Source organism: Flavivirga sp. 57AJ16, from assembly GCF_028736925.1.
Classification (GTDB): domain Bacteria; phylum Bacteroidota; class Bacteroidia; order Flavobacteriales; family Flavobacteriaceae; genus Flavivirga.
On sequence record NZ_JAQZAT010000001.1, the window covers coordinates 109,389 to 133,659 of the forward strand.

A 24,271-nucleotide genomic window follows, 5' to 3' on the forward strand; every position below is an offset into this window, starting at 1 on the left:
GATTTTATAGTTTTAATTTTATAATAACGATTAACTTTTTAAAAATTATGAATTTAGAAAACATTGATGTAGAAAAATGGCTTGATTTAGCTTTGCACTATGGCCTTAATATTTTAGGTGCCATTATTATATGGATCGTTGGCTCATGGGTCATCAAAAAACTTTTAAAAGGCACTAAAAAAGTCATGTCAAAACAAAGTTATGATGAAAGCCTTCAAAAGTTTTTATTAAACCTATTAGGATGGGTCTTAAAAATCATTTTAATTATTGTAGTACTTGGTACGGTAGGCGTGGAAACCACCTCGTTCGCTGCCATTATTGCTGCAGCTGGTTTAGCCATTGGCTTAGCTCTGCAAGGCTCTTTAGGGAATTTTGCCGGTGGGGTATTGATCATGATTTTCAAGCCTTTTAAAATTGGTGATTTAATTGAAGCCCAAGGAGCATTGGGTACCGTTAAGGAAATTGAGATTTTTACAACTAAGTTAACTGGTTTATCTAATAAAGAAATTATCATTCCTAACGGTTCTTTATCCAATGGAAACATTGTAAATTACACAACCGAGGGGACTAGACGTGTCGATTTAATTTTTGGTGTTGGTTACGATTCTGATATTAAAAAAACTAAAAATGTTCTCATGGAAGTTCTAAATGCCCATTCAAAAATATTAAAAGATCCAATGCCAACTGTAACTGTGATTGAATTAGCCGATAGCTCAATAAATTTTGCTGTAAGGCCCTGGTGCAAAACCGAACATTATTGGGACGTTTATTTTGATGTTACAGAACAGGTCAAAGAAGCGCTTGATGCTGCTGGTATAGAAATTCCTTATCCACATCAGGTTGAAATTAAGAAAAATGCTTAAATCGTTTTTGGTTTAGGCTTTAAAGCCACAAAATCCTTTAAATAATAAGGTTCAAAATAAGCGACATCTTCTAGGTCGCTTATTTTATATTTATTATAGGCCAAATGGCCCATTTCATTTGCCGAAGGTAATTTATCATCTACAAAAACAGCATTGGGGTGCTCGATTAATGTTTTTGCTTTTTCAACACCATTTCCAATAAAGTAAACGGTTCCCGCTTCTAAATAATCCTTAAAAGCGTTTTCATCCAAAATTTGTGCTTCGGTACTTCTTATTTGGTTATAATCGGCATCAAAAACTGCAGCATACACTTCCATTCTTCTGGCGTCTAACATAGAAACAATAACCCCATTATTACAAGTAACTTGATGCGCCAAAGCTTCTAAGGTAAACACAGAGATCAAAGGCTTGTCTAATGCAAAACAAAGCCCTTTAGCCGCCGAAACTCCAATTCGCAAACCCGTGTAAGATCCCGGGCCTTTACTTACTGCTATCGCATCTATAACCTCTGATGTTATTTTAGCCTCCTTTAAAACGGCATCAATATAAATATGAAGTCTTTCGGCGTGCGAATAGTTTTTATCGTAATCTTCTTTTAAAACGACTGTTACTCCATCTTTTGAAAGTGATACCGAGCAGTTTGTTGTTGCTGTTTCTATATTTAGAATATATATACTCATTTTGTTTTTTAGATTGAAAAATACTTGGGCTTTCTAAAAAATTCACTTGGATGTCATTGCGAAGCCTGCCTGTTGGCAGACAGGGAGGAACGACTGTGGCAATCTGTTTACTTATAAGCCTAAAACTTAATTACAATAAAGCATAAACAGATTCTCACGTCGCACTTGCGTGCTCCTCAGAATGACAGAAAAATCAATCTTTTTAGACCTCAACTATTTTTCAATTAATGAAGTGGTTTAAACCACTTCAATTAGTTAAAGATTTTCCCATGTAAAAGTCTAAAACTTTTGTCTTAAAAACAAAATCATACTTCGCATTTATTAAAGATGATTGAGAATTAATTAATTGTACCCGGGCTTGCTCTAAATCGAAAGAGGTCATACTTCCAATATCATAGCGTTCTTTAGAGTTCTCAAAGGCCAATTCTTGTGACTCTAAAGATCTTTTTGCAGCTATATAGGCTTTTAATGCAGCCTGTGCATCTGTATAAGCTCTTTGTATATTAGATTCTAAATCTAACTTGGCTTGGTCTAAACTAAGCTTGCTATTGGCTTCTCTAATTTTCGATTTAGCTACTGCCGTTTTATTCTGAAATCTGGAAAAAATAGGAATTCCAATACTTAGGTTAAAACTATGGCCCTTATTATCATTTAGTTGTTCTAAAAAGGCCTGCTCATTATCTATTAAATTAGAGTAAAAAGCATTGGTGCCCAAACCATAGCTAAACGATACATTTGGGAGGTAGCCACTTTTAGAAATCTCTGTACTTACTTGAGCATTTTCAATGTTCTTTTTAGCTATTTTAATTTCATTTCTATTTTCTAAAGCATAGTTTAAAATAGGCGTGACATTATTATATAACATCGCTTCCGATGGTGTGTCAACATCTATAATTTGAACATTAAATCCATTAAAAGGAACCTGTAATAACTGTGATAATGAAAGTAATGCCAAATTAAAATTGTTTTCGGCTATGGTTACTTGCTGTGAATCTCTGCTTAAAGTAGCTTCGGCATCAAATATATTAACCCTAGGCTGCACCCCGGCATCCACTAAATCCTTAACTTGTTGTAATTGTTTTTCAGAAAAATCATTTTGTGCTTGCGCGGTCTCTAAATTCTCTTTGTTAAATAAAACATTTAAATAAGCATTCACTACGTTTAAAGAAATATCATCTTTAATACGCGCAAGTTCCAATTGATTAACCTCTAAATTTAATTGTGATTGTTTATAGGTATTAATATTTCTAAAACCATTGAAAACACTTTGGGACACACTTAGCCCCAAACTTGTAGAATGGCTTGTTCTATTTGCAAAAATTCCTTGAGCGACCAAACTTGTACCTAGACTTAACCCTTGTGATGCACTGGCACTTACAGATGGTAAAAAATTACCTTTAGCAGCAATAATATCCTGTTCATTAATTAATAACGCGTTTTCTGATTGTTTTACCGTAATATTATGCTCCAAGGCATAGTTAACACATTCTTGAAGTGTCCATTTCTTGTCTTGTGCAAGAGATGACATTGCAAAAAATAGGGCACATACCATTAAACCATGTTTTATATACGCTTTCAAATTAATCATTATCTTCATCTTCATTATCTTTTGATGCTTTATTCCACACTTTAATTTGGTCATCTTCTTTTACGCCTTCTGTAATCTCAACATTAATCCCATCGGAGAGTCCTAGTTTAACATCTTCTTTTTTAAATTTATTATCTCCATTCAATATTTCGACAAAAGGCTTTTCTGTAATTCTGTTATATTGAAGCAATGCTTCTCTAATAGCTAAAACACTATCCTTGCTTTCAATATCTATTTCTGCATTGGCACTATAACCAGCTCTTACGTTTGTAGTTGAATCTATCGTAACATTTGCTTTGATCGTAAATTGAACCGCGCCATTTTCTTCTATGCCTTTTGGAGCTACAAAAGTTAACCTGGCCGGGAACTCCTTATCATTAATAGCGCCTAGTATCACTTTTATTTCTTTACCTTCTTCCAATTTCCCAACTTCTGCTTCATCCACTTTGCCTTCAAAAATCATAAGGCTCATATCCGCAATCGTTGCAATCGTTGTTCCATCATTAAAATTATTACTCTGTATGACTTGATCGCCTTCCCGAACAGGAATTTCCAAAATAGTTCCTGCTATTTGGGCTATAATATTGGTATTTGCCGAATTACCTCCAGAAATAGATCCCTTCTTAATAATTTGGTAATCGTTTTGCGCTTGCGCCAATGATTCTTTCGCCTGATTGTATGACAACTCACTGTTCTCAAAATCCTGAATAGAAATAACACCTTTATCAAATAAGGTCTTATTTCTATCATATAGCACTTTGGCATTATCAAAAGATAATCTTGCCGTTGCTATTCTGCTTTTTGCACTTACTAAACTTTGCTCGTTAGGTACCACTCTAATCTTAGCAATTAAGTCTCCTTTTTTAACAAGGTCTCCTTCTTCAACAAGGATTTTATCTACTATTCCAGAAATTTGTGGTTTTAACTCAATTTCTTCTTCAGGATTTAGTTTACCCGTTGCTACCGCTTTTGTATTTATGGAAGTATAAAAAGGCGTTTCTACTTTATAATCTACAACATCCTTTGAGTTTGCATCTTTAAAGTATTTTAATACCCATACTAATAGTATGATGGCTACTATTATTAAAATAATTTTTACTGTTTTATTCATTGTTTTTCGATTGTTTATTCTTCTCTTAATGCTTCTATTGGTTTTATACTTGTGGCTTTAAATGCCGGAATTAATCCTATTAAAGTTCCTAATATCACTAATATGACCAATGCTACAAATACAACGGCTATAGATACGGACGCGTTGACTATGGCTGCTTCATCCCCTTGACCAAAAGCAGCATCCAGACCTATTAAAATCCATCCACCTGTTATGATCCCAAATACCCCGGCAACTAATGTTAAGAAAACAGCTTCAACAACTATTTGCCTTTTAATTTCAAAGGGGGTCGCTCCTAAAGCACGGCGTACACCAATTTCTTTGGTTCGTTCCTTTACGGTAATAAGCAAAATATTACCTATAGCAAATACACCTGCTATTAAGGTCGCAATACCAACAAACCAAGTTAAAAATTGCATGCCTACTAAAAATCCCGTTACTTTAGAAAACTCTTTCCCTAAATTAAAACTACCTAAAGCACGATTATCTTTTGGATGAATTTTATTCAAATTCTTAAGCAATAATTTAGCGTCGGCCTCAATTTGTTTAATATCGTATTCTGGTTTTCCTGTTATCATCATCCAACCTATCTCATCGCCTCTATTATATATTTGTTGAAATGTCGTAAATGGGATATGCATATCTGTTGGTGGCCCCATATTTACATCGCCATTTTTAAATATGCCAATAACTTTAAAGCTCATACCATTAATTTGCACGTATTCCCCAATAGCATTTTCATCTTTTTTAAATAATTGCTTGTAGGTTTCTTCTGATAATAGTGTTACTTTTTTATTAAAATCAATATCATTTTGATTAATAAATCTTCCATGAATTAGCTTTTTCTTTTGCACTTGATCCAACAAAGGGTAATCACCTGCCATTTGGAAACTCCCCGAAAGAAAATCTCTAACAACTGTGGCTTGATTTTGACTTCGTGGAACAACAAACTCTATCCCTTCAACGTTTTTTTCTATTTTTTTTGCATCTGCTAATGACAGTCTCACCTGCCTGCCTTCTTGAAATCCTTTAAATGGCTTACTTGTACTTTCCCCCCAAACAAAAACACTATTGGTCGCAAAATCACCAAATAAGCGATTAAATGAGTTTTCTAATCCTCTAGCCGATCCTAATAATCCTATTAATAATAAAATGCCCCACCAAACACCAACCATCGTTAGAATAGACCTTAGTTTATTTTTACTAAAGCTATCATAAACTTCTTGCCAGGTATCTCTATCGAATAAAAACTTAAACATATTAATCGTTTCTTAATGCTACAATAGGTTTTATTTTTGATGCTTTTTTTGCTGGTAAATATCCAGCAATGGCTCCTGCAAGTATAAGTGTGACTGTGGCACCGATTACCAAGCTATTACTCACGCCCGGGTCTTTTATAAAATATGCTTTTAGATCAGGTCCAACCAACTCCAACACCCCTACTCCCAGTAACAGCCCAACATATCCTGCAATAGCTGTGATTAAGATAGATTCGATTAAAATTATGGACACAATCGATCTGGGAGACGCTCCCAGTGCTTTACGAATCCCTATTTCTTTGGTACGCTCTTTTACAATAAAAATCATAATATTACTAACCCCAACTATTCCGGCCATAAGTGTTCCGAAACCAATAACCAAAATAATAACGCTTAGCCCAAAAGTCATTTGCCCAACAGCTTTTGTTCCCTCGGCCATATTACGAACCCTTATAGCTCGTTGATCGTCTCTGGCCACAGAAAAACGCTCCTTCATTTTTTTAGTAATTAGATGACCAAAAGATAATGCTTCATCATAATTCATTTCTGGGTTATAGGTTAAATTTATTTGATCTATATAATCATTATTTCCATAAATATGCTGTGCTGTAGAAATTGGCATATAAATTAAACGTTCTTCATTATCGCCACCATCATCCGTAAAAACACCAACAACTTTATATTGAATACCACTAAGGTTTATATATTTACCCAAGGCGGTTGTTTTTACAAACAGATCCTCATCTACCAACCTACCTATAACAACCACTTTGGTTCTATTTTGTATGTCATTTTGGTTAATGTACCGACCTTCTTTTATTATTGTTTTTTCTAAAAACTGATGGTCCGGATGAACGGCTCTTAAATTGTAGTTACCTTGTTCGTTCCTAAACGATGCCTGTGCATTTCTATAAAGACGTGCGGTAATGAACTCTACTTTATTACCAAACTCCTCCTTTATATAATCAAAATCTTCATTTTTAAACCTAATCCATCTACCGGATTGCAGCCCTTTATGGGCTTGTGTTGTCTTTCCCGAATTTATAAAAATTGAATTTGTAGCATCATCTACAAAGGCCTCGGCAAATGTATTTTGTAAGCCATTGGCAATACCAAAAAGGATCGTGAATAATAATATCGCAAAAGCTACCGTAAAACCAGACAACAAACTTCGGGTCCTATTTTTATTTATACTTTGAAATATTTCCCGCCAAAGGTCTATATCAAACATATTGTTCTGCTCTTACCTGTTCCACTTTTTTATCTTCCATAATAACACCATCACGCAAACGAACAATACGCTTGCACATATTAGCAATGTCTTCCTCATGGGTTACCATTAAAATGGTTTTACCTTCGTCGTTTAATTGCTGAATAAACGCCATAATCTCATAAGAGGTTGTCGTATCTAATGCCCCTGTTGGTTCATCTGCCAGTAACAGTTTAGGGTTTGCAGCTAAGGCTCTGGCTATGGCAACACGCTGGTTCTGCCCTCCAGAAAGTTCCTTAGGTAAATGATCTGCCCAATCTGCCAACCCAACTTTCCCTAAATGAAACAATGCTTTTTCCTGACGTTCTTTACGTTTCATCCCCTGATAGTATAAAGGCAATGCTACATTCTCCAAAGCATTCTTATAATTGATAAGGTTAAAAGACTGAAAAATAAACCCTAAAAACTTGTTTCTATAAATGGCCGCTTTCTTTTCGGTAAGGTTTTTTATGGGCAGTCCGTCTAATATATAATCTCCGGAATCTGCTTCATCCAACATACCAATAATATTGAGTAACGTAGATTTACCTGAGCCCGAAGACCCCATAATGGCTACCATTTCGCCTTCTTCAACTTTAAGGTCTATACCTTTTAAAACATGTAAACTGGAATCACCTATGGGATAGGATTTATGGAGCTGATTTATTTTTAACATTTCTTAACTGTTAGAGTTGGGAGCCTTTAAGCTTTACAATAAGACTATTAACACAAAGAAATGTTACAAAAATTGTTCCTAAAAATTTTTATTACTTTTTTAACGTATTGTATTTATTATAAATAAAGTAGGCAATCCCCCCAACAAGAATGTACGGAATAGCCATTAAATACACAATACCATCATTAATGCCTTCTGCTGCTGTTTGTCCTTCTTCACTTTCTAAAACAGCACGACACATAGCGCATTGGGCGTTTGTTTCTAGAAAAAAGAGAAAAGAAAAGAGAAAAAAGAGGATTTTATTTTTCATTTTACAGAGTTATTAGACTTACTTCGACTTCGTTCAGCACATGTGTCGCTAAGCGTTAAAGTTTTACAGACCCCGCTAGATACTGAAGCAAGTTCAGCATGAAAAGCGGGATTAATTCAACCAGCTACTTTAAGTGCGCAGTGCCTGCTTCTTAAAGTAGGGTTATTTCTTTTATTTACAGATCCCGCCCTACAGCGGGATTAATTCAACCAGCTACTTTAAGTGCGCAGTGTCTGCTTCTTAAAGTAGGGTTATTTCTTTTATTTACAGATCCCGCCCTACAGCGGGATTAATTCAACCAGCTACTTTAAGTGCGCAGTGCCTGCTTCTTAAAGTAGGGTTATTTCTTTTATTTACAGATCCCGCCCTACAGCGGGATTAATTCAACCAGCTACTTTAAGTGCGCAGTGTCTGCTTCTTAAAGTAGGGTTTCATTAATAATACGGTGAAATCATGATATATACAATCACACCCGTAACCGCTACATACAACCACAACGGAAATGTTATTCTTGCTATTTTTTTATGTTTTTCTATATTGTTCGTGATAGCTCTAACATAGGTAATCAATACAAACGGAATCACGATGATTGACAATAATATATGTGTTAGCAATATAAAATAATAGATATATTTAATGGGGCCTTCGCCGCCAAACTTAGTTGAATCGCTCGTCATATGGTAGGCTACATACATCACTAAGAATGACACAGAAAGCACAATGGCCAACTTCATTAATTTTTCATGCGCTGCCCTATTTCCCTTTTTAATTTGAAACACCGCCAATAATAAAACCAATGCTGTCACACCGTTTATCGATGCATAAATAGGCGGGAGAAACGTTAATGGTTCAACATTTGGGATCTTTACTCCAAATAAAATAGCTACGACGACAGGTATTAATACTGATAATACGATTATTAATTTATTGTATTTTTTTTCGTCTATAATATTTTTATTTTCAATCATAAATTATTCTTTATTTATATTCTTCGACTCCGTGCTCTGAATGACACCAATTACTCATTGAGCAACTTTTTAATGTCTTCTTTTAATATACTGATTTCTTCTTTTACACCTTCATCATCAACTTGCTCAGCTTCTGAAACAATCCCTCTGTAATAAATAATTGGATTGCCAAAATCGTCTTTTCTGGATCGGAGGTATCCGTTTTTATCAATTAAAGCAAAGTTACCTGAATGTTCAAAACCACCTGCTGCATCTGCTTCTTCGGCAGAATACAAATTGAACCCTTCGTTTGATAGTTTGTAAATCGTCTCTTTATCGCCAGTCATTAAATGCCAATTAGGGTTGGTTACCCCATATTTATCTGCATAGGCTTTAAGAATTTCCGGGGTATCATAATCTGGGTTTATGGTGAATGACGCCACTCCAAAATCATTAAAATCTTTAAAGGTATTCTGAATTTGAATCAGGTTTTCGTTCATTCTTGGGCAAATAGTTGGGCATGTTGTAAAAAAGAATTCTACAACATAAACTTTGCCTTCATAATCTTTATTAGTTATTGTTTTTCCCTGTTGGTCTGTAAAGGAAAAAGCGGGTACCTTTTTAGGCTCGCCGTTTATTTCAATAAAGGCTAAGTCTGACGTAGTTGATTTCTTATCGTCTGCAAAATCGCTTCTACTTTCGTGTCTAATAATATCTTTATTAGAAATCCTGTCTATAATTTTTGGTATAAAAAGAATACCGAAAACCAAAATAACAAATGCAATGCCTATATATGAATAATTTGTGTTTTTGCTCATTTTTTTGTTTTATAGTTCCTGCCTTTCGTTTAGCTTTATTAGAGACATCTTCGAATATAAAGCATTTTATATTTCAATAAAGCTTTAAATAAACTATAGCCGGAATCTCAATATTATTAATCCAAATTTTATTAGGTAGGTTTCGACTGCGCTTAACCTGACAATTATTTACCCTTTTGGGTTCGTTTCTTTTAAATCACTTGCTCTTCTTGTATCTGAGTTAAACTCCCCTTTTCTTTTTTGTCTATATTCCGTAAACAAAATGCGCATATCTTCACTCATTTTATTTTTTATTTCTGCCACTTCAATACAGTTGTAAGATTCCAAATCATAAACAGGTTTATTTTTCTCAAGTTCATGATCTGTTCTATCATCAAGTCGCCCGCGTTGGTTTAAATCCTTATCAATAATAAACACATGATCTGTACCTAAGTTTTCAGAAAGATTCGTTTGACTTTTTAACGTGAAAAATGTTTTTTTAATGTTATCGGGTTCTCCATAAACAAAATGCCAAAATCTCAAATCTTCATACGAGTTAATCTCTGCTTTAAGTTTTTCAACAGTATCTTCTGTGCCCTTAGGCATCACTATAACTATCTGAAAGCGCTTAAACCCTTTAAACTTATCATAGACCAATTCTTTTAAATTGGATGCCGTTATTGTTTTGTCTAAAGGATTTTGTCCAAAAAAACCCAATACTGTAATATGATCTTTTAAAAGGACTTGTTCTTTTGAATCTGAAGTGAATGGTTGTAAATCCAAAACCGATCCGTTAACAATATCCAGTGGTGTATAATTATGGGTTGCTGGGTATAAGAACAACAAAAATGTTACAGGAAGAAAAAACAAAATTCCTAAAACCACATACCGACTTACTTTTTTGTAATCCATCAAATAACAGTATTTATATCATTTCTCGTTTGAAATTACTATAAAAGAAAATGAGAAATGGTATTATAAAATATGTCTGCAAAAATAAAAAAAGACGGTTTAAAAACCGTCTTTATATCTCTATTTTAACACTTCGTCTGTGCCCGGTACAGGCTCAAAACAAATTTAGTTAAAAATCTCTTTTTATAAATCCTTCTTTATAGACATTGAACACATAACCGCCTTCTTGTAATAAAATAAATATTAAATATAGAATTAAGAATATAGCTGTCCAAACGACCATACGTCTTAAAGATTTTAATTCGTCACGCATGTGCATAAAATCCCAGGTTATATAATATGCTTTTACAATGGTTAAAATAATGAAGATCCAGTTAAGGGCTTTCATTCCTAATACCTGTCCCATTAAGGATTCTGGTTTTAAAATACCCAATATAACCTCGATTGCTGTTACAAAAGTTAAGAAAATTAAAACGCCCCAAATTTTTTGGGTATTCGATTTAAACTTAACTAAACCTCTAAATATTGCTAATTTATGTTCGTGTGCCATTTTAAAATATCTTTTTTATAAGTTACCGCAACGGCTAAGCTTATGCGGAGTTTTTTTCAATTAAACCAGGTAGAAGAATGTAAATACAAATACCCAAACCAAATCTACAAAGTGCCAGTATAACCCCACTTTTTCGACCATTTCATAATTTTGACGTCGCTCGTAAGTTCCTAAAATCACATTAAAGAAAATAATGATGTTTATAATAACTCCAGAGAATACGTGGAAACCGTGAAAACCAGTTATAAAGAAGAAGAAATCCGCAAATAGTGGAGATCCATACTCATTTACATGTAAATTAGCACCTTCTACAACAACTTTTCCGTATTCTTTTATTTGTTTTAATGATTCAGCTCTAGATAAAACCGTTTTTTCACCAGCTTCATCAATGATCTGTGTTCTAACCAAAATATTATCGTGGGTTTCTAAACCATGCAATACTTCTTCAACTGTATACGTTGGTAATGTCCCTTCTGAAACAAACCATAAACCCTCTTTACGTTCGTGTTGTGTTCTTTCTGCATGTGCATCAACTACAACAAAGTCCCTTAGTGCTACACGATGCCCTTCGGTATCTACAAACTGTAAAATATTACCTCCCTTTGTTTGTACCGCACCATAATCACCTTTAATAAATGTACCCCATTCCCAAGCTTGAGAGCCAACGAATATTAAACCACCAATAATGGTTAAAAACATATAAAGGGTCACCTTAGCTTTATTTAAATGGTGGCCAGCATCTACCGCTAATACCATGGTTACAGACGACATAATAAGTACAAATGTCATAAAAGCCACGTAGTACATGGGTGCATTTACACCGTGTAAAAAAGGAAAGTGCGTAAACACTTCGTCGGCTATTGGCCATGAATCAATAAATTTAAATCTTGAAAATCCGTAGGCTGCTAAAAACCCAGAGAAAGTTAAAGCATCCGAAACGATGAAAAACCACATCATCATTTTTCCATAACTTGCATTTAGAGGCCTATTTCCTCCCCCCCAAGTCTTACCTTCTGTTCCAGTATTTACAACTGTAGTACTCATATTTAATGGTTGTTTTTTAAAAGTTGCACAAAAATAGTCAATTTATTCATCTAATAAAACATCCAACACTAAATTATACATACTTCAAAAAAAAGCCACTTTGGATGTTACATGAGAGCGTTAGAAATCAATAAAAATCATCGAATGAAATATAAAAAGAAAAAAAGATAAACCCATAGTATATCTATAAAATGCCAAAAGGTCGCTGCAAGTTCCAACCCAAGTATTTTTGTTGTATCGTACTTTTGTTTAAAATGATTATAAATTACTACCAACAAACAAAATAATCCAACAACGACGTGCAAAATATGCACAATCGCTATTAAATAAATATAGGACATGGTTACATTACTGGTTGGTCCCGTAAAATTATAACCTAAATCTATAATTTGTTGAAAGCCTAAAAATTGGTTGATAATAAAAATAATACCCAAAATAAATGTCACCACCAACCAAAGTGTCGTTGCCCTTCTATTTCCCCCTTTTAAAGCTTTTTTAGCCAAAATGAAAGATAAGCTACTTATAATTATGACTACAGTGCTTATTAAAAAAGCATTGGGCAGTTCAAAGTCCTTTAACCAATCTGGTCTGGAGCTACTTACAATAAAAGCGCTCGTCCACCCCATAAAGGACATAATTAGCGAAATGATACCAAACCAAAGCATCATTTTTTTTGCTCTATTATTTTTCTCTTCTTCTGTTCCCTGAGTTAAATCCATCGCTATCTTATAAATTTATCTATGACATACACTATTTGCACAAGTGTTATATAGGAAACACTGGCCAGCATAAGTTGTTTTGCAGCTTTCTCGGTCATTTCTTTAAATAATCGAATCGCATAGTATAACATGCCTAATCCTAAAATAAAAACAAATATGGCGGCAACAATTGATAATTGTAATTTTCCTGTAAACCCAAATACGGGTATAATGGACACTAGTAAGGTCCAAATAGTATACATGATTGTTTGTACTGCTGTTCCTTTATCTTGTTTCCCTGTAGGCAACATAAAGAATCCGCCTTTTTTATAATCGTCAAACAAAAACCAACCTATCGCCCAAAAATGAGGAAATTGCCAAAAAAATTGCAAAGCGAATAAGGTGCCTGGCTCTATACCAAAATCATCGGTAGCTGCTACCCACCCTAACATAAATGGAATCGCTCCGGGGATCGCTCCTACAAAAACGGCCAAAGGTGTTTTCGTTTTTAAAGGGGTGTACACACAGGTATATAGAAATATTGAAATAGCGCCAAACATAGCTGTTTGCTTATTGATGGTATATAAAATAATGACTCCTAATAAAGTAAAAACAGATGCGATGATAAATGCGGTAGTTACGGACATGCGTCCTGCTGGAATGGGCCTGCCCTTAGTACGGGCCATTAAAGCATCTAAATCCTTTTCGATAATTTGATTGAAAGCATTCGATGCGCCCACCATAAAATAACCGCCAAAAGCTAATAAAGTAAGTGTTTTAAAGTCAACAACATCAACACCTAATAAATAACCTGCCAATGATGAAAAGACCACGCTTAATGCCAATCGCATTTTAGTGATTTCTTTAAAGTCTGAAATAACAGAAGGTGTTGCTAATGAAGATTTTGAATGACTCAATGGTTTTATTTGCTCTATGGTTTTTAATTGCGAGTGCAAATATACTCTATAAAAGCATTTCGAGCAATGGTAAGTGTATTTTTAATACCTTTATAAAACTATCCACATTTTAAATTCAATTTTATGCAACTAATAAAACTATCGACAATCGTATTTTTAATTAGTTTTTCAAGCTATGCGCAACGTAATTTTGATCAGGTCACTATTGAAACTGTTAAACTTACCGATCATGTTTATATGCTCATTGGTAGCGGTGGGAATATTGGTGTATCTGCTGGCGAAGATGGTGTTTTTATAATAGACGATCAATTTGCACCTTTAACGCCCAAAATTTTGGAAGCTATAAAAAAGTTAAGTGATGAGCCTATTAAAATTGTCATGAATACCCACCACCACGGTGACCATACTGGCGGTAATGAAAATTTCGGGAAACTAGGTGCCACCATTATGGCACACGATAATGTTAGAAAACGACTTAAAGCCAAAAACCCCAAAGAGGCCTTACCTGTTATTACATTTAATGACAAATTACATGTGCAGATGAATGGTGAACAAGTAGTTGCTTTTCATATTGAAAATGCGCACACCGATGGTGATGCTATGTTATATTTTACCAAAAGCAATGTTTTACATACTGGCGACACCTACTTTAATGGGCGCTACCCTTATATAGATTTAAACTCCGGCGGCAGTGTTAACGGTTATATCAATGCTGTAAAAGCAGGCTTAATGCTTATTGATGAAGACACCAAAATCATCCCTGGGCATGGTCATTTATCTACCAAAACCGAATATAAAACGTTTTTAAAGATGCTTGAAACCATAAAAGCCAATATTTTAAAGGAGATCGCTAGTAATAAAACCGAAGACGAAGTAGCATCGAACAGTTCCATAACAACGGCATATGATGCTTTAGGTTATGGTAATGGCTTTATTAATAGCGAAAAAATAAGACGTACTTTTTACAGGAGCTTGAAGGGGAGATAATCTTAACTGGCCGTTACCCGAAAATCAGATTCTAAATCTTTTTAAATGTCTTGTACACATGATTTCAAGGGCGATAAGGACGTGGTAATTATTATCGAACACATGACCGCACTTCGACTACGCACAAGGTAGCCACATCGAAAGGTTCTTTCTTTACTTTGTTAAGAAACTTAAATTCATGAGGAGGGTGTCTAAAAAGTCTTTATAATTTGATTTGTCAGGTTGAGCCTGTCGAAACCGATATTGATTATCAGTAAGTTAAAAATATTTCGACAAGCTCAATATGACATCGAACTTACTTTTTAGACACCCTCTAGTTCAACTAACTATTTTAAATGCGTTGTAAACAACTTTTTAAAATAGTGTTTCACTAAAAATCAAAATACCAATTAAACAAATCGGTTCTAATTCCAAAATTAAACCAGACGGTATTGTTTTTAAAGGTCGCTGTCGTTTCTGCTTCTGGATTAAAATTTCTAAAACTAATATCTGTAAACACCTTTAGGTTAGATGCTGGGTTAATAAGATAACCTGCTTGTAAATTACCGTTAAAAGTTTTGGTTTTTATACCTTGTCCTACTTTAACATTCGTATCAAAAGGTCTGTCATTATAATCTCTATAAACATCACCTCCATAACTAAAATTATCTGTGCCGTCATTAAAATCCAGCCCACGCACACCATAAATAAGTTTTGCATCTACAAACCAGCGTTTATAACGATAACGTCCAATCAATATGGCTTCACTAAAATTCGCACCCCATAGATGCGCCATCGGTTGGTTATTATGCGCATAGTTTAATACAATGGTATTATGCGAATAGGTATAAGGCCTTACGCTGTTATATTCAAATTGCAACAACAAATTGTCCACTTTAAAAGCATTAAAATACTTAAGCCCCAATTGATAGCCAAACTTATTTTTCCAACTTTTTTCACCGCCTTTAACATCACTAAGAGAAAATTCATCTAAAATAAATTGACCATATACATTGACATGATCGTTCCATTTATATTTGGCCGATGCCCCAAGAAGTGCATTTCCTGCGCCTTGTCCTGTCTCAAACTCAATAGCTCTAAAGAATATAATGGGATTTAGATAATTAATATCAAAACCCCGGTCGTTAGAGTTGGTCCAAAGCACCGATTCGAATAACCCAATATTTAATCGTTTGGACACATTCCAACTTAAATAATGGTTTGCAATGTACTTGGTTAAAAAGGCCTTATCGGCTACAACCTCTGGTCTTACATCTTTTAACCACATCCATGTATTGGTATATTTTATTTTCCAAAACTTAGTATTTAACTTTAAAAAGGGGTGTGGACTTGTTACATCACTAAGCAATAATGACCGATACCCATCGCCTATAAAATTTTTACCATGTCCAAATTGAACATTTATAAACTTAGCTGGCGAATAGGACAAGTAAGCTTCTGCAACAGGGTAATCGTAAGAATCTGTTTTAAACCGCTTTGCAATACCTCGACCAGGAATAATTGCAGGGTCGGGACCAAAAGCCTTTAAGCTTTCTGCATATTGATTTACATATTGGGCAAATCTGCCTTGGCTTTCAAATACTGAAGTATAGAAATTAAACTTTCCCCCTAAACCTCCTTGAACTAGAATACCTCTTGTATTATTGTATGTTGAGCTAAAATCAGCATCGGTATCTTTACCTACTTGCAAATCGAATATGGGATCTACTGTAAACCAATAATCCTTCCCTTGCAATTGTACTAAATGCTCATTCCACAGTTTTTTGCCCGCCCATGTATCTGCTTCCTTTTTTAGTTTTTCTTTTTCGGCCTTAAAATCGTAATATTTAGAAACCTCATCATACATAAATGGCTTTGAAGCTGTATGACTATTGGTTCCAACAAGATTCATCTGGCGATCAAACCTTGAATAATCACTATGTGTAAATGGAATGTTCAATTGACTGTTATAGGCTTTATTTTCAAAAGCCTTTAAATTGGCGTTAACTTTGTCAAACTCTGCTTTAGATTGCTGTTCTAGTTTAGATATTTTATTCTTTGTTGCTAAATCCTGCATTTTTACAGCTTGATCGACCAATGGAATTTTTATGGGCAACGCATATTGTTTGTACGTTTTTCTACTATTATAAGTTGCTGGCTTTATCTTTGGCAACATTGAAAATACACGTTTGGTCTCTTCCTTTAGTTCTTTATAAATGGCATCGATATAAATAACCCTAAATTGTCCAACGGTATCTACTTCAAAAAGAACAACCACTTCTCCTTTATATGTCTCGTCGGATACTTTTTGAGGCACTTTGAAGTTTTTATAAATATGCTCGAACACATTTCTATCAAAGCAGTTTTGCAAAGAATCAATGGCGATATCGTCACAATTTGAAAAAACTGGGGGTTTTTCAACTAAAAAGGTATCTTGTGAATAACTATGATATTGAACTAAAAGAAGCAATAGTACAATGAATCTCTTCATGGAATGGGCTAATAATTGATTTTGTGCAGAAAGATACTATATTTTTTTAGATTGCTAAGTTAGGTATTATCCAAAAAATAAAGGCTTTTCTGTTTATTGGCCCTCTAAACAGATCACCTACAAACTACCACTCGTCTTCCTGCTCTTTATCTATCAAATAGTTTAAAAGACTTTTGTTTAAACTGTTAAGAAATGTCTCTATTTGTGATGAAACCTTTTCATAGCCTTCCTTTATTTTTCCGTCTTTGGAATAGAACTCATGTGTATTTAAACTTATTGTTTTTTGTTTTTTATCTGAAGCTGTTTTATAAGTCAATTTCACGGGTTTCAACCTATAATCACCATCTCTAAGCCTTAACTCTATAATATATGTCAGTCCTTCGCAACTGTAATCGGCCCCTTTGCCAAAACAAATGGCATTATCTGTAAAACCATGAAAACGAATTTTTTCGCTTTTCTTTGCTTTTCCGCTTTCATCTGTTTCCTCTTCTTCATAATCATCTTCTTCATAAGCATCACTACCCTTTATAATTTTATTGGTTTTATCATGGGTGAGATCTGGGTCTTTATATTTTTCATGAAACCAGTCTTCTGCTTTTGAGAGCAGCTCTTTTCTATCCATGCCTTTTACATCCACGGTAAAATGCCTAGGCACTAGGCCCTTTTCATTATAGACAAATTTTGTGCTTCCCTTATCGCTTTGAGTATAAGAAAAAGTCGAGACTAAAATAATTATAAGTAGTACACTATTTTTCATAACTGGATTTATTAAATTAAAATAACCTGGGTTTATAGAACAGTCTCTATAAATTCATTATTATTTCTGTCATTCAAATTTAACAAATAAATTCATACAAATCCATAATACGTTTGTAATCAAAGATATTAATTCAGGAATTCCACTAGATATTAAAACAAGTCCAGCATAAGCAAGTTCATCTCGTGAAGTGGAATTATAGCTAAATCAATATAAAATAACATGAATCTTCAGAGTAAAAAACCGAATTTCTTCATTATAAATACTCGCCGTAACTAGGCTATGCCTACGCTTTTTGCCTTGAACTTCTATTTTTTATTTCTAAATATTCTATGCCATTTTTTATCGACTTAGCTATAGGTGAAACACAAAATAAATATACGTCAAGTTATATTAGACTAAGATTTTGATCTAGGTCTTCAATTAAATCGTCCACATTTTCCAGCCCAATTGAAATTCGCATATCGCCCAAACTTATTCCCATGCCTTTAAACTGTTCTGGTGTTAATTCCTTTAAATAACTAATGGCAGGAGCATAAATTAAACTTTCATGTCCGCCCCAACTTACTCCAATTTGAAATAAAGATAATCCGTTAAAAAAGGCTTTTACCTTATCCAAATCATCTGTTTTTAAGCGAAAACTCATTAAGCCTCCATAACCGGTCATTTGTTTTTTTCCCAATTCATATTGTGGAAAACTCTTTAATGCCGGGTAATTAATCTTGTCTATTTTAGGATGGTTTTCAAGAAACTGCGCTACCTTTAAAGCGCTTTTTTGGTGCTGATCCATTCTAATTTTCAAGGTTCTTAAGCTTCGAAGTAATAACCACGCTTCAAACGGTGCCATTTTTGCACCAAATAATTCAAACTCTTTAGTAAATAAGCTGTCAATATCTACCTTAGAGCCCATAACCACGCCTGCAACCACATCACTATGTCCGCCAATGTACTTGGTGCAAGAATGGATCTCTAAATCGACACCCATTTCTAATGGTTTTTGAAAAAGGGGAGAGGACCAAGTATTGTCTATAACCGTTTTAATACCCTTTGGTTTGGCTATATGAACCACCGCTTCAATATCTTGGAGACTAAAAATAACTGATGATGGACTCTCTAAATATATTAAGGATGTGTTAGGCTGGATTGCCTCTTTAAATTCATTGATATCTGTTCCAGAAATATAGGTTACATCAATATCAAACTTAGGTTTAAAATAGTTTTGTAACAAATTGTTAGCTGGTCCGTATATATTTTTTATTGTTATAATATGGCTGCCCTTTTCTATGCAGGACAATATTGAAGCGCTTATAGCTGCCATACCCGAAGCAAACAATTTAGCAGATTCTGCGCCCGAAATCTGGGCTAACTTTTCTTCTACAATTCTTACCGATGGATTATTGCCCCTGGTGTAAATATGATTGTTTATTCGATCATCAAACGTTTTATCTGCATCGTCCCAACTTTCCATAGTAAATAAGGAATTTTGATATATGGGCGGAACAACGGCACCTTTACTATGTGCTTTTTTTCCATCGTGGGACAAAATAGTCTCAATATTCTTTTTCTTCATTAAAATTAAAAAATGAGGTTGGTGTTTTATTTTTTCTTTTGCCTATAAAAACATCCCATACCAGTTATAGCAAGTAGAGACGCTACAAAAATAATCAAAAGTGGTAGTCATTGTTAATGGCAATAATGAATCAATCCCAAAAGTTGTGGGACTGATCCTTTTTTTAATTCAAAATGGGAAATTAAAACCTCTCTAAAACAAAAAAGCATCCCAATCTTCTTCACAGAAAAAAGGAAAGCTTCTCATTGGAATACCAAATTTTACTTTGGTAAACTACATCCCGAAGTTAATTCGGGAACAACACAACTTCTTTTAATTGCCAAAAAAAGCCCTAATTCCTCAGAGCTTTCTTTTTTGCAATTCTTGCGGTTTGGACGGGACTCGAACCTTATACGCTTAAGTCTTATAAAATTGGCCCCTCACCATAGTTCACATATCTTATGTTGACAATTTGTGAACTTATATATCATTTAATTTATGTCAAAATAACTTCGAACTGCAAATATATGACTTGCGACCTTCTAAACAAATACAAATATGAATTATTTTGAAGTTTTTGGATTTATTTGTTTATTCCTTTATAACAGGGTGTATGTTTCATTTACAAATCAGAACAAACCACCTTTACACAGAATTAAATGTGAGCTAAGACTTTAAATACAGTCCTTACAGACACCTGTAAGAACACAATTTACATTTTCAACCAAGTATTTATCTGAAAGCGAAAAATTAACTTCAATTGGTAGGCATTCTATCGTTTCACATTTAGTACACCTAAAATGGAAATGGTGCATTGGTTTTTTATTTTCATCACATTTTATACACAAGGCAAAATACTGTTTACCATCTTCAGCAACAACCTTATGTAAAACCCCATCATCGCAAAAGCGATTTAAAACACGATAGATAGTCGCTCTGTTGATATCAATGCCTATTTTCTGCTCAATTGAATCTTGGCTCATTGCTTTACCCGTATTTTCTAAAACAGCTAAAACAGCTTCTTTTGTGGGCGTATTTCTCCTTTTCATTCCTTAATGCGATTTATTTGCAATAAATTACTGCGATAGTATTGCAATAATATAAAAAAATAATATATTTGCGAAACATACTAATGCGACATTTTTGCATTTAAAATAATTTTAATGACTAGAAGAGAAGTAATCAAGCAAGGAAGTCTTGCTGTTCTGTCCACCACTTTACCAAACTCATTAATCGGTTTTACAAAATTTAACGTTATGGAAAAAAATAAAAATTTTGAAGTCATCATTATTGGCGGGAGTTATGCGGGACTTTCCGCTGCTATGGCTTTAGGTCGCTCTTTGCGAAATGTACTAATAATCGATAGTGGAAAACCCTGTAACATCCAAACACCACATTCGCATAACTTCCTGACGCAAGATGGCAAAACACCAAAAGAAATTTCCACCATAGCCAAACAGCAGGTTGAGCAATACAACACCGTTTCTTTTTTAAATGACCTTGCCATAAATGGGCGAAAGACACCTTTAGGTTTTGAAATTAAAACAGAAAACAAAAAGGTATTTACAGCTAAAAAAATAATTCTTGCCACAGGGGTGCAGGACAAAATGCCAAACATCAAAGGATTTTCAGAGTGTTGGGGAATATCTGTGATACACTGCCCCTATTGTCACGGTTATGAACACAAAGCTGTAAAAACAGCCCTTATTGCCAATGGCGAAAGAGCTTTTCATATGGCTCCTTTAATCAATAACCTTACCGAGGATTTGACGATTTTGACCAATGGTAGCATGGATTTTGAGGAATCGCAAATTAAAAAACTCAAAGCGCATAATATAGAAGCCATCGAAAAGGAGATATTGGAATTAGAACATCACAATGGATATATCGAAAAAATAGTTTTCAAAGATGGTAGTAAAGAAAATTTCCTTGCAGCCTATGCAGCAATTCCATTTGAACAACATACCTCAATCCCATTTGACCTAGAATGTGAATTGACCGAGCAAGGCCATATCAAAGTAGATTTTTTTCAGCAAACCACTGTTGATGGTGTTTTCGCTTGTGGAGATAATTCCAGCCCTATGCGTTCGGTAGCATATGCGGTAGCAACCGGAAATATCGCAGGTGCTATGGTCAACAAAGAATTATCCAGCGAACAATTTTAAGTAAGATTAATTATGGTTGAAGTTTTCACGACAAATATCCCCGATAAAAATCAAGCAGTTGAAATCATAGCTACTCTTGAGAATAACTTTTCAGGATTAAAAATTAGTTTTGACATAGAACATAAAGTCATCAATTATCCTTGTGATCATAGTATACTTAGGGTTAAAGGAGATATTATTGAGATAGACAATTTTATATCGGCTGTTAATACACTAGGCTTTGAATGTGATATTCTAGAAGATAAACTATGCAGGAAACAGAAAGTGATATGACAGAATTTTGGGAGTCGAACTTTAAGGAAAAACAGGAAATGTGGGGCTTAAAACCTGCCAAATCTGCTTTATTGGCAAAAGATTTTTTTATTCAAAATAAAATAAAAAATATACTTATCCCGGGCTTTGGCTATGGACGAAATGCACAACTATTTAAGGACAATGGTTTTGAAGTGACAGGTATAGAAATATCCAGAACTGCTATTGAATTGGCAAAAAAGCATTATGGAACTAATATGACTATATACCATGGTTCCGTGACCGATATGCCTTTTGATTCCAAAAAATACGAAGGTATTTATTGCCATGCATTAATTCACTTATTGGATAAAAACGAAAGGAAAAAACTAATCCTGGACTGCTATGACCAACTAACAGAAGACGGGTATATGATTTTTACGACTATAACAAAAGACGCACCAAATTTCGGAAAAGGAAAACATATTGGTACAGACCGCTATGAGTTTCATAAGGGAGCCAAATTATTCTATTATGACAAGACTTCAGTACAAGATGAGTTTGGAGAAGCTGGCCTTTTTGAGATCATTGAAATCAACGAAAATCAACCATTTTATTTGATAAAATGTAAAAAAACAAACTAAGTTATTAATAAGATGAAAATTAAAAACAATACCATTGACCTCATTGCTTTCTCAAGCTCACTAATTTGCGCCGTACATTGTGCTGCCATACCCGTAGTGCTTTCATTTTCCTCCTTGAGCAGTTTACATTTTTTGGAGAACCCGTATATAGAATGGACATTTATAAGTTTTGGTATTGTCTTTATTCTCACATCCCTTTTACCGAGTTACAAAAAAGTACACCACCAAACAAAACCTTTACTATATGCCGCATTGGGATTTGCATTTATTGCATTGGGCAGACTGAACTTAACCGAATTATGGGAAATCATTAATACAGTTATAGGTGCTTTTATAGTGGCTCTGGCCCATTATTTAAACTGGAAATTAGTACGAGCTAGAGGCAATCATAATCATTAACTTTTATTTAGATTATATTAACATAACATTTGGATTATTTTAGTAAGTTTGTATTTGATGAAAAATGGTCGTCTAAAAAATAGTATCACTTATCTACTTCTTGTCCTTTTCATTTCAATGAAAATGGCAGGACTTCATGCGTTGTCCCATACAAATGATAAAGACCACGCAGTCCATTGTACTATTTGTGACCATGCCATTACAAATAACTTAACTCCGGCACTTACACCTGACTCACAGGATTTCACAATTGAAAACACTGAACCTATTGTTCAGAGAGAGGTAACTAGAAACTACAATCTTATTATCTCAAGCACTATTGCTACAGATCAGCTCTTTTCCCGTCCCCCTCCTTTTATATTATAAGAGTTTCATTTACATTTTAAGTCTTATTAAAGAGTTTCCGAACTCAACAAGTCTCATTTAGAGTATTGACTCTAAATAGACATATATTGCGTAAATGAGAGATTCGCAACTCCGTCTTTACTCTATAAATCAAGAGAAAGAGGATGTGAATTTCAAACTCTTCCCATACTTCAATTTTGTTTTGATTATCTAATTTGCTCTTACTACGATATACGCAAATTTAGGATAATAATCAAATCATGTACATTCAAAGAATTCCTATGGAGCTCGTTTATATTTTTTCGATTGACTAAATGTTTATTTGAAAATTTTAGATGATATCTATATAGGCATGTATGCCTAATATAAATGTTTTACAAACTTAAAAATGTTGCAACGAAAGGGGAAACCGAAAACCTTGTAAATAGAGTAGGTATAACTTTTAAATACGATAGTTATGAAAACTAAGGAATCCATGATTTCAGAAATTCTAGCTAATAAGGCAAAGCAACCTAGCGGAAGCACGCATTGTAGCAATTGCGGACACTGCACTAGCACCTTATAGTTTCAGAATTATAGCGGTAGGAATTAATCCTACCGCTATTTAAAACGTAATGCAAAAAAGTAAAAACCACCAGAATATGAACCAAATTACTGAAGATCAATTGAACAAACTCTTATCCTTCACAGATGAGAATGTGATATCACGGTTTATGGATATGTATAATGTTTCAGAAACCGAAGCCCGAGATATCCTTTTGGAAACTCTGAAGTTCTTATATATAAGTCAAATTCCGGGAATTTTTATTCCAGATGACCTATTAATCGTAGACGAGATGTGGCACAACCTCATTTTGTTTACTCCCCTCTACCAAAAATTCAGCATGGAATATTTTAATACGCCCTACTTCCATCACCTTCCTGCTACAAAAGCGGAAAAAATCCAAAGAAAAAAGGATATGAGAATCAATCCCGGTAAGGCGAAAGAAAAGTATCTCAAAAAACTGGAATTTCTCTTGTCCACTACTTACGATTATTTCGGAGCGGAAACGGTTGAAAAATGGTTCAAAATATATCCAGAAAAATATAGTAAAGAAAATATTAAAAAATTGAGAAAATAAGA

The 24,271-nt window shown here is 34.2% G+C and carries 26 protein-coding genes; 8 read left to right on the forward strand and 18 right to left on the reverse strand.

Annotated features, from left to right (window positions below; translation table 11 throughout):
- The first annotated feature begins 47 nt into the window (after positions 1 to 47).
- On the forward strand, positions 48 to 863 hold the full coding sequence (locus tag PQO00_RS00415; RefSeq protein ID WP_274182842.1) for a mechanosensitive ion channel family protein: 816 nt from the start codon (positions 48 to 50) through the stop codon (positions 861 to 863).
- On the opposite strand, the gene tsaB is transcribed toward PQO00_RS00415, so the two are convergent.
- From tsaB to cyoE, 14 genes are all read right to left on the reverse strand, one after another.
- Complete coding sequence (gene tsaB / locus PQO00_RS00420; protein ID WP_274182843.1) at positions 860 to 1,543, reverse strand: tRNA (adenosine(37)-N6)-threonylcarbamoyltransferase complex dimerization subunit type 1 TsaB; 684 nt, start codon at positions 1,541 to 1,543, stop codon at positions 860 to 862. The two genes, PQO00_RS00415 and tsaB, sit on opposite strands and share 4 nt — an antisense overlap.
- Before the next feature lie 247 nt (positions 1,544 to 1,790).
- On the reverse strand, positions 1,791 to 3,140 hold the full coding sequence (locus PQO00_RS00425; RefSeq protein ID WP_274182844.1) for a TolC family protein: 1,350 nt from the start codon (positions 3,138 to 3,140) through the stop codon (positions 1,791 to 1,793).
- Positions 3,124 to 4,242, reverse strand: a complete 1,119-nt coding sequence (locus PQO00_RS00430) for an efflux RND transporter periplasmic adaptor subunit (RefSeq protein WP_274182845.1) — start codon at positions 4,240 to 4,242, stop codon at positions 3,124 to 3,126. The genes PQO00_RS00425 and PQO00_RS00430 overlap by 17 nt, the downstream gene beginning before the upstream one ends.
- 14 nt (positions 4,243 to 4,256) lie before the next feature.
- Entirely contained in the window at positions 4,257 to 5,501 is a 1,245-nt protein-coding gene (locus PQO00_RS00435) for an ABC transporter permease (protein WP_274182846.1), read from the reverse strand.
- Between the two features lies 1 nt (position 5,502).
- On the reverse strand, positions 5,503 to 6,732 hold the full coding sequence (locus tag PQO00_RS00440) for an ABC transporter permease (RefSeq protein ID WP_274182847.1): 1,230 nt from the start codon (positions 6,730 to 6,732) through the stop codon (positions 5,503 to 5,505).
- Positions 6,725 to 7,426 (reverse strand): ABC transporter ATP-binding protein, encoded by a 702-nt coding sequence (locus PQO00_RS00445; protein WP_274182848.1) that lies wholly within the window; start codon positions 7,424 to 7,426, stop codon positions 6,725 to 6,727. Before PQO00_RS00445 ends, PQO00_RS00440 begins: the two co-directional genes overlap by 8 nt.
- Before the next feature lie 91 nt (positions 7,427 to 7,517).
- Complete coding sequence (locus tag PQO00_RS00450) at positions 7,518 to 7,736, reverse strand: hypothetical protein (RefSeq protein WP_274182849.1); 219 nt, start codon at positions 7,734 to 7,736, stop codon at positions 7,518 to 7,520.
- Between the two features lie 434 nt (positions 7,737 to 8,170).
- Positions 8,171 to 8,704, reverse strand: coding sequence for a DUF420 domain-containing protein (locus tag PQO00_RS00455; RefSeq protein ID WP_274182850.1), 534 nt, complete (start codon positions 8,702 to 8,704; stop codon positions 8,171 to 8,173).
- A gap of 50 nt (positions 8,705 to 8,754) precedes the next feature.
- Complete coding sequence (locus PQO00_RS00460; RefSeq protein ID WP_274182851.1) at positions 8,755 to 9,501, reverse strand: SCO family protein; 747 nt, start codon at positions 9,499 to 9,501, stop codon at positions 8,755 to 8,757.
- Between the two features lie 168 nt (positions 9,502 to 9,669).
- Positions 9,670 to 10,392, reverse strand: coding sequence for a hypothetical protein (locus PQO00_RS00465; protein ID WP_274182852.1), 723 nt, complete (start codon positions 10,390 to 10,392; stop codon positions 9,670 to 9,672).
- 169 nt (positions 10,393 to 10,561) lie between these two features.
- Entirely contained in the window at positions 10,562 to 10,942 is a 381-nt protein-coding gene (locus tag PQO00_RS00470; protein ID WP_274182853.1) for a cytochrome C oxidase subunit IV family protein, read from the reverse strand.
- Between the two features lie 60 nt (positions 10,943 to 11,002).
- Positions 11,003 to 11,986, reverse strand: a complete 984-nt coding sequence (locus PQO00_RS00475) for a cytochrome c oxidase subunit 3 (protein WP_274182854.1) — start codon at positions 11,984 to 11,986, stop codon at positions 11,003 to 11,005.
- A 137-nt stretch (positions 11,987 to 12,123) separates the two neighbouring features.
- Positions 12,124 to 12,705 (reverse strand): heme-copper oxidase subunit III, encoded by a 582-nt coding sequence (locus PQO00_RS00480; protein WP_274182855.1) that lies wholly within the window; start codon positions 12,703 to 12,705, stop codon positions 12,124 to 12,126.
- Between the two features lie 2 nt (positions 12,706 to 12,707).
- Positions 12,708 to 13,601: a heme o synthase gene (cyoE, locus tag PQO00_RS00485; protein WP_274182856.1), complete on the reverse strand. Its 894-nt coding sequence runs from the start codon at positions 13,599 to 13,601 to the stop codon at positions 12,708 to 12,710.
- 123 nt (positions 13,602 to 13,724) lie between these two features.
- Between cyoE and PQO00_RS00490 the strand changes: the two genes are divergently transcribed.
- The gene (locus PQO00_RS00490) at positions 13,725 to 14,588 is read left to right on the forward strand and encodes an MBL fold metallo-hydrolase (protein ID WP_274182857.1); all 864 of its coding nucleotides are present in this window, start codon (positions 13,725 to 13,727) and stop codon (positions 14,586 to 14,588) included.
- A gap of 370 nt (positions 14,589 to 14,958) precedes the next feature.
- Here PQO00_RS00490 and PQO00_RS00495 read toward each other — a convergent pair whose 3' ends face one another.
- From PQO00_RS00495 to PQO00_RS00510, 4 genes are all read right to left on the reverse strand, one after another.
- Positions 14,959 to 17,058 carry a gliding motility protein RemB gene (locus PQO00_RS00495; RefSeq protein WP_274182858.1) on the reverse strand — a complete coding sequence of 700 codons (2,100 nt, stop codon included), beginning with the start codon at positions 17,056 to 17,058 and terminating at the stop codon, positions 14,959 to 14,961.
- A 124-nt stretch (positions 17,059 to 17,182) separates the two neighbouring features.
- Positions 17,183 to 17,815, reverse strand: coding sequence for a hypothetical protein (locus PQO00_RS00500; RefSeq protein WP_274182859.1), 633 nt, complete (start codon positions 17,813 to 17,815; stop codon positions 17,183 to 17,185).
- Positions 17,816 to 18,203: 388 nt separating this feature from the next.
- Positions 18,204 to 19,385 carry a PLP-dependent aspartate aminotransferase family protein gene (locus PQO00_RS00505; protein ID WP_274182860.1) on the reverse strand — a complete coding sequence of 394 codons (1,182 nt, stop codon included), beginning with the start codon at positions 19,383 to 19,385 and terminating at the stop codon, positions 18,204 to 18,206.
- 653 nt (positions 19,386 to 20,038) lie between these two features.
- A complete protein-coding gene (locus PQO00_RS00510) occupies positions 20,039 to 20,413 on the reverse strand; it encodes a Fur family transcriptional regulator (protein WP_274182861.1) in 375 nt (124 codons plus the stop codon).
- Positions 20,414 to 20,620: 207 nt separating this feature from the next.
- On the opposite strand from PQO00_RS00510, the gene PQO00_RS00515 reads away from it, so the two are divergent.
- From PQO00_RS00515 to PQO00_RS00540, 6 genes are all read left to right on the forward strand, one after another.
- Positions 20,621 to 21,529, forward strand: a complete 909-nt coding sequence (locus tag PQO00_RS00515; protein ID WP_274183201.1) for an NAD(P)/FAD-dependent oxidoreductase — start codon at positions 20,621 to 20,623, stop codon at positions 21,527 to 21,529.
- Positions 21,530 to 21,541: 12 nt separating this feature from the next.
- A complete protein-coding gene (locus tag PQO00_RS00520; protein WP_274182862.1) occupies positions 21,542 to 21,802 on the forward strand; it encodes a hypothetical protein in 261 nt (86 codons plus the stop codon).
- A complete protein-coding gene (locus tag PQO00_RS00525) occupies positions 21,778 to 22,404 on the forward strand; it encodes a bifunctional 2-polyprenyl-6-hydroxyphenol methylase/3-demethylubiquinol 3-O-methyltransferase UbiG (RefSeq protein ID WP_274182863.1) in 627 nt (208 codons plus the stop codon). Before PQO00_RS00520 ends, PQO00_RS00525 begins: the two co-directional genes overlap by 25 nt.
- Before the next feature lie 12 nt (positions 22,405 to 22,416).
- Entirely contained in the window at positions 22,417 to 22,803 is a 387-nt protein-coding gene (locus tag PQO00_RS00530; protein WP_274182864.1) for a MerC domain-containing protein, read from the forward strand.
- 123 nt (positions 22,804 to 22,926) lie between these two features.
- Entirely contained in the window at positions 22,927 to 23,169 is a 243-nt protein-coding gene (locus PQO00_RS00535; RefSeq protein WP_274182865.1) for a hypothetical protein, read from the forward strand.
- Positions 23,170 to 23,762: 593 nt separating this feature from the next.
- A complete protein-coding gene (locus PQO00_RS00540) occupies positions 23,763 to 24,269 on the forward strand; it encodes a hypothetical protein (RefSeq protein WP_274182866.1) in 507 nt (168 codons plus the stop codon).
- Positions 24,270 to 24,271: the final 2 nt, after the last annotated feature.

Bases quoted from the DNA above. Each gene is read 5' to 3' on its own strand.
- PQO00_RS00415 (WP_274182842.1), top strand. From the start codon at position 48: ATGAATTTAGAAAACATTGATGTAGAAAAATGGCTTGATTTAGCTTTG.
- tsaB (WP_274182843.1), bottom strand. From the start codon at position 1,543: ATGAGTATATATATTCTAAATATAGAAACAGCAACAACAAACTGCTCG.
- PQO00_RS00425 (WP_274182844.1), bottom strand. From the start codon at position 3,140: ATGAAGATAATGATTAATTTGAAAGCGTATATAAAACATGGTTTAATG.
- PQO00_RS00430 (WP_274182845.1), bottom strand. From the start codon at position 4,242: ATGAATAAAACAGTAAAAATTATTTTAATAATAGTAGCCATCATACTA.
- PQO00_RS00435 (WP_274182846.1), bottom strand. From the start codon at position 5,501: ATGTTTAAGTTTTTATTCGATAGAGATACCTGGCAAGAAGTTTATGAT.
- PQO00_RS00440 (WP_274182847.1), bottom strand. From the start codon at position 6,732: ATGTTTGATATAGACCTTTGGCGGGAAATATTTCAAAGTATAAATAAA.
- PQO00_RS00445 (WP_274182848.1), bottom strand. From the start codon at position 7,426: ATGTTAAAAATAAATCAGCTCCATAAATCCTATCCCATAGGTGATTCC.
- PQO00_RS00450 (WP_274182849.1), bottom strand. From the start codon at position 7,736: ATGAAAAATAAAATCCTCTTTTTTCTCTTTTCTTTTCTCTTTTTTCTA.
- PQO00_RS00455 (WP_274182850.1), bottom strand. From the start codon at position 8,704: ATGATTGAAAATAAAAATATTATAGACGAAAAAAAATACAATAAATTA.
- PQO00_RS00460 (WP_274182851.1), bottom strand. From the start codon at position 9,501: ATGAGCAAAAACACAAATTATTCATATATAGGCATTGCATTTGTTATT.
- PQO00_RS00465 (WP_274182852.1), bottom strand. From the start codon at position 10,392: ATGGATTACAAAAAAGTAAGTCGGTATGTGGTTTTAGGAATTTTGTTT.
- PQO00_RS00470 (WP_274182853.1), bottom strand. From the start codon at position 10,942: ATGGCACACGAACATAAATTAGCAATATTTAGAGGTTTAGTTAAGTTT.
- PQO00_RS00475 (WP_274182854.1), bottom strand. From the start codon at position 11,986: ATGAGTACTACAGTTGTAAATACTGGAACAGAAGGTAAGACTTGGGGG.
- PQO00_RS00480 (WP_274182855.1), bottom strand. From the start codon at position 12,705: ATGGATTTAACTCAGGGAACAGAAGAAGAGAAAAATAATAGAGCAAAA.
- PQO00_RS00490 (WP_274182857.1), top strand. From the start codon at position 13,725: ATGCAACTAATAAAACTATCGACAATCGTATTTTTAATTAGTTTTTCA.
- PQO00_RS00495 (WP_274182858.1), bottom strand. From the start codon at position 17,058: ATGAAGAGATTCATTGTACTATTGCTTCTTTTAGTTCAATATCATAGT.
- PQO00_RS00500 (WP_274182859.1), bottom strand. From the start codon at position 17,815: ATGAAAAATAGTGTACTACTTATAATTATTTTAGTCTCGACTTTTTCT.
- PQO00_RS00505 (WP_274182860.1), bottom strand. From the start codon at position 19,385: ATGAAGAAAAAGAATATTGAGACTATTTTGTCCCACGATGGAAAAAAA.
- PQO00_RS00510 (WP_274182861.1), bottom strand. From the start codon at position 20,413: ATGAAAAGGAGAAATACGCCCACAAAAGAAGCTGTTTTAGCTGTTTTA.
- PQO00_RS00515 (WP_274183201.1), top strand. From the start codon at position 20,621: ATGGAAAAAAATAAAAATTTTGAAGTCATCATTATTGGCGGGAGTTAT.
- PQO00_RS00520 (WP_274182862.1), top strand. From the start codon at position 21,542: ATGGTTGAAGTTTTCACGACAAATATCCCCGATAAAAATCAAGCAGTT.
- PQO00_RS00525 (WP_274182863.1), top strand. From the start codon at position 21,778: ATGCAGGAAACAGAAAGTGATATGACAGAATTTTGGGAGTCGAACTTT.
- PQO00_RS00530 (WP_274182864.1), top strand. From the start codon at position 22,417: ATGAAAATTAAAAACAATACCATTGACCTCATTGCTTTCTCAAGCTCA.
- PQO00_RS00535 (WP_274182865.1), top strand. From the start codon at position 22,927: ATGGCAGGACTTCATGCGTTGTCCCATACAAATGATAAAGACCACGCA.
- PQO00_RS00540 (WP_274182866.1), top strand. From the start codon at position 23,763: ATGCAAAAAAGTAAAAACCACCAGAATATGAACCAAATTACTGAAGAT.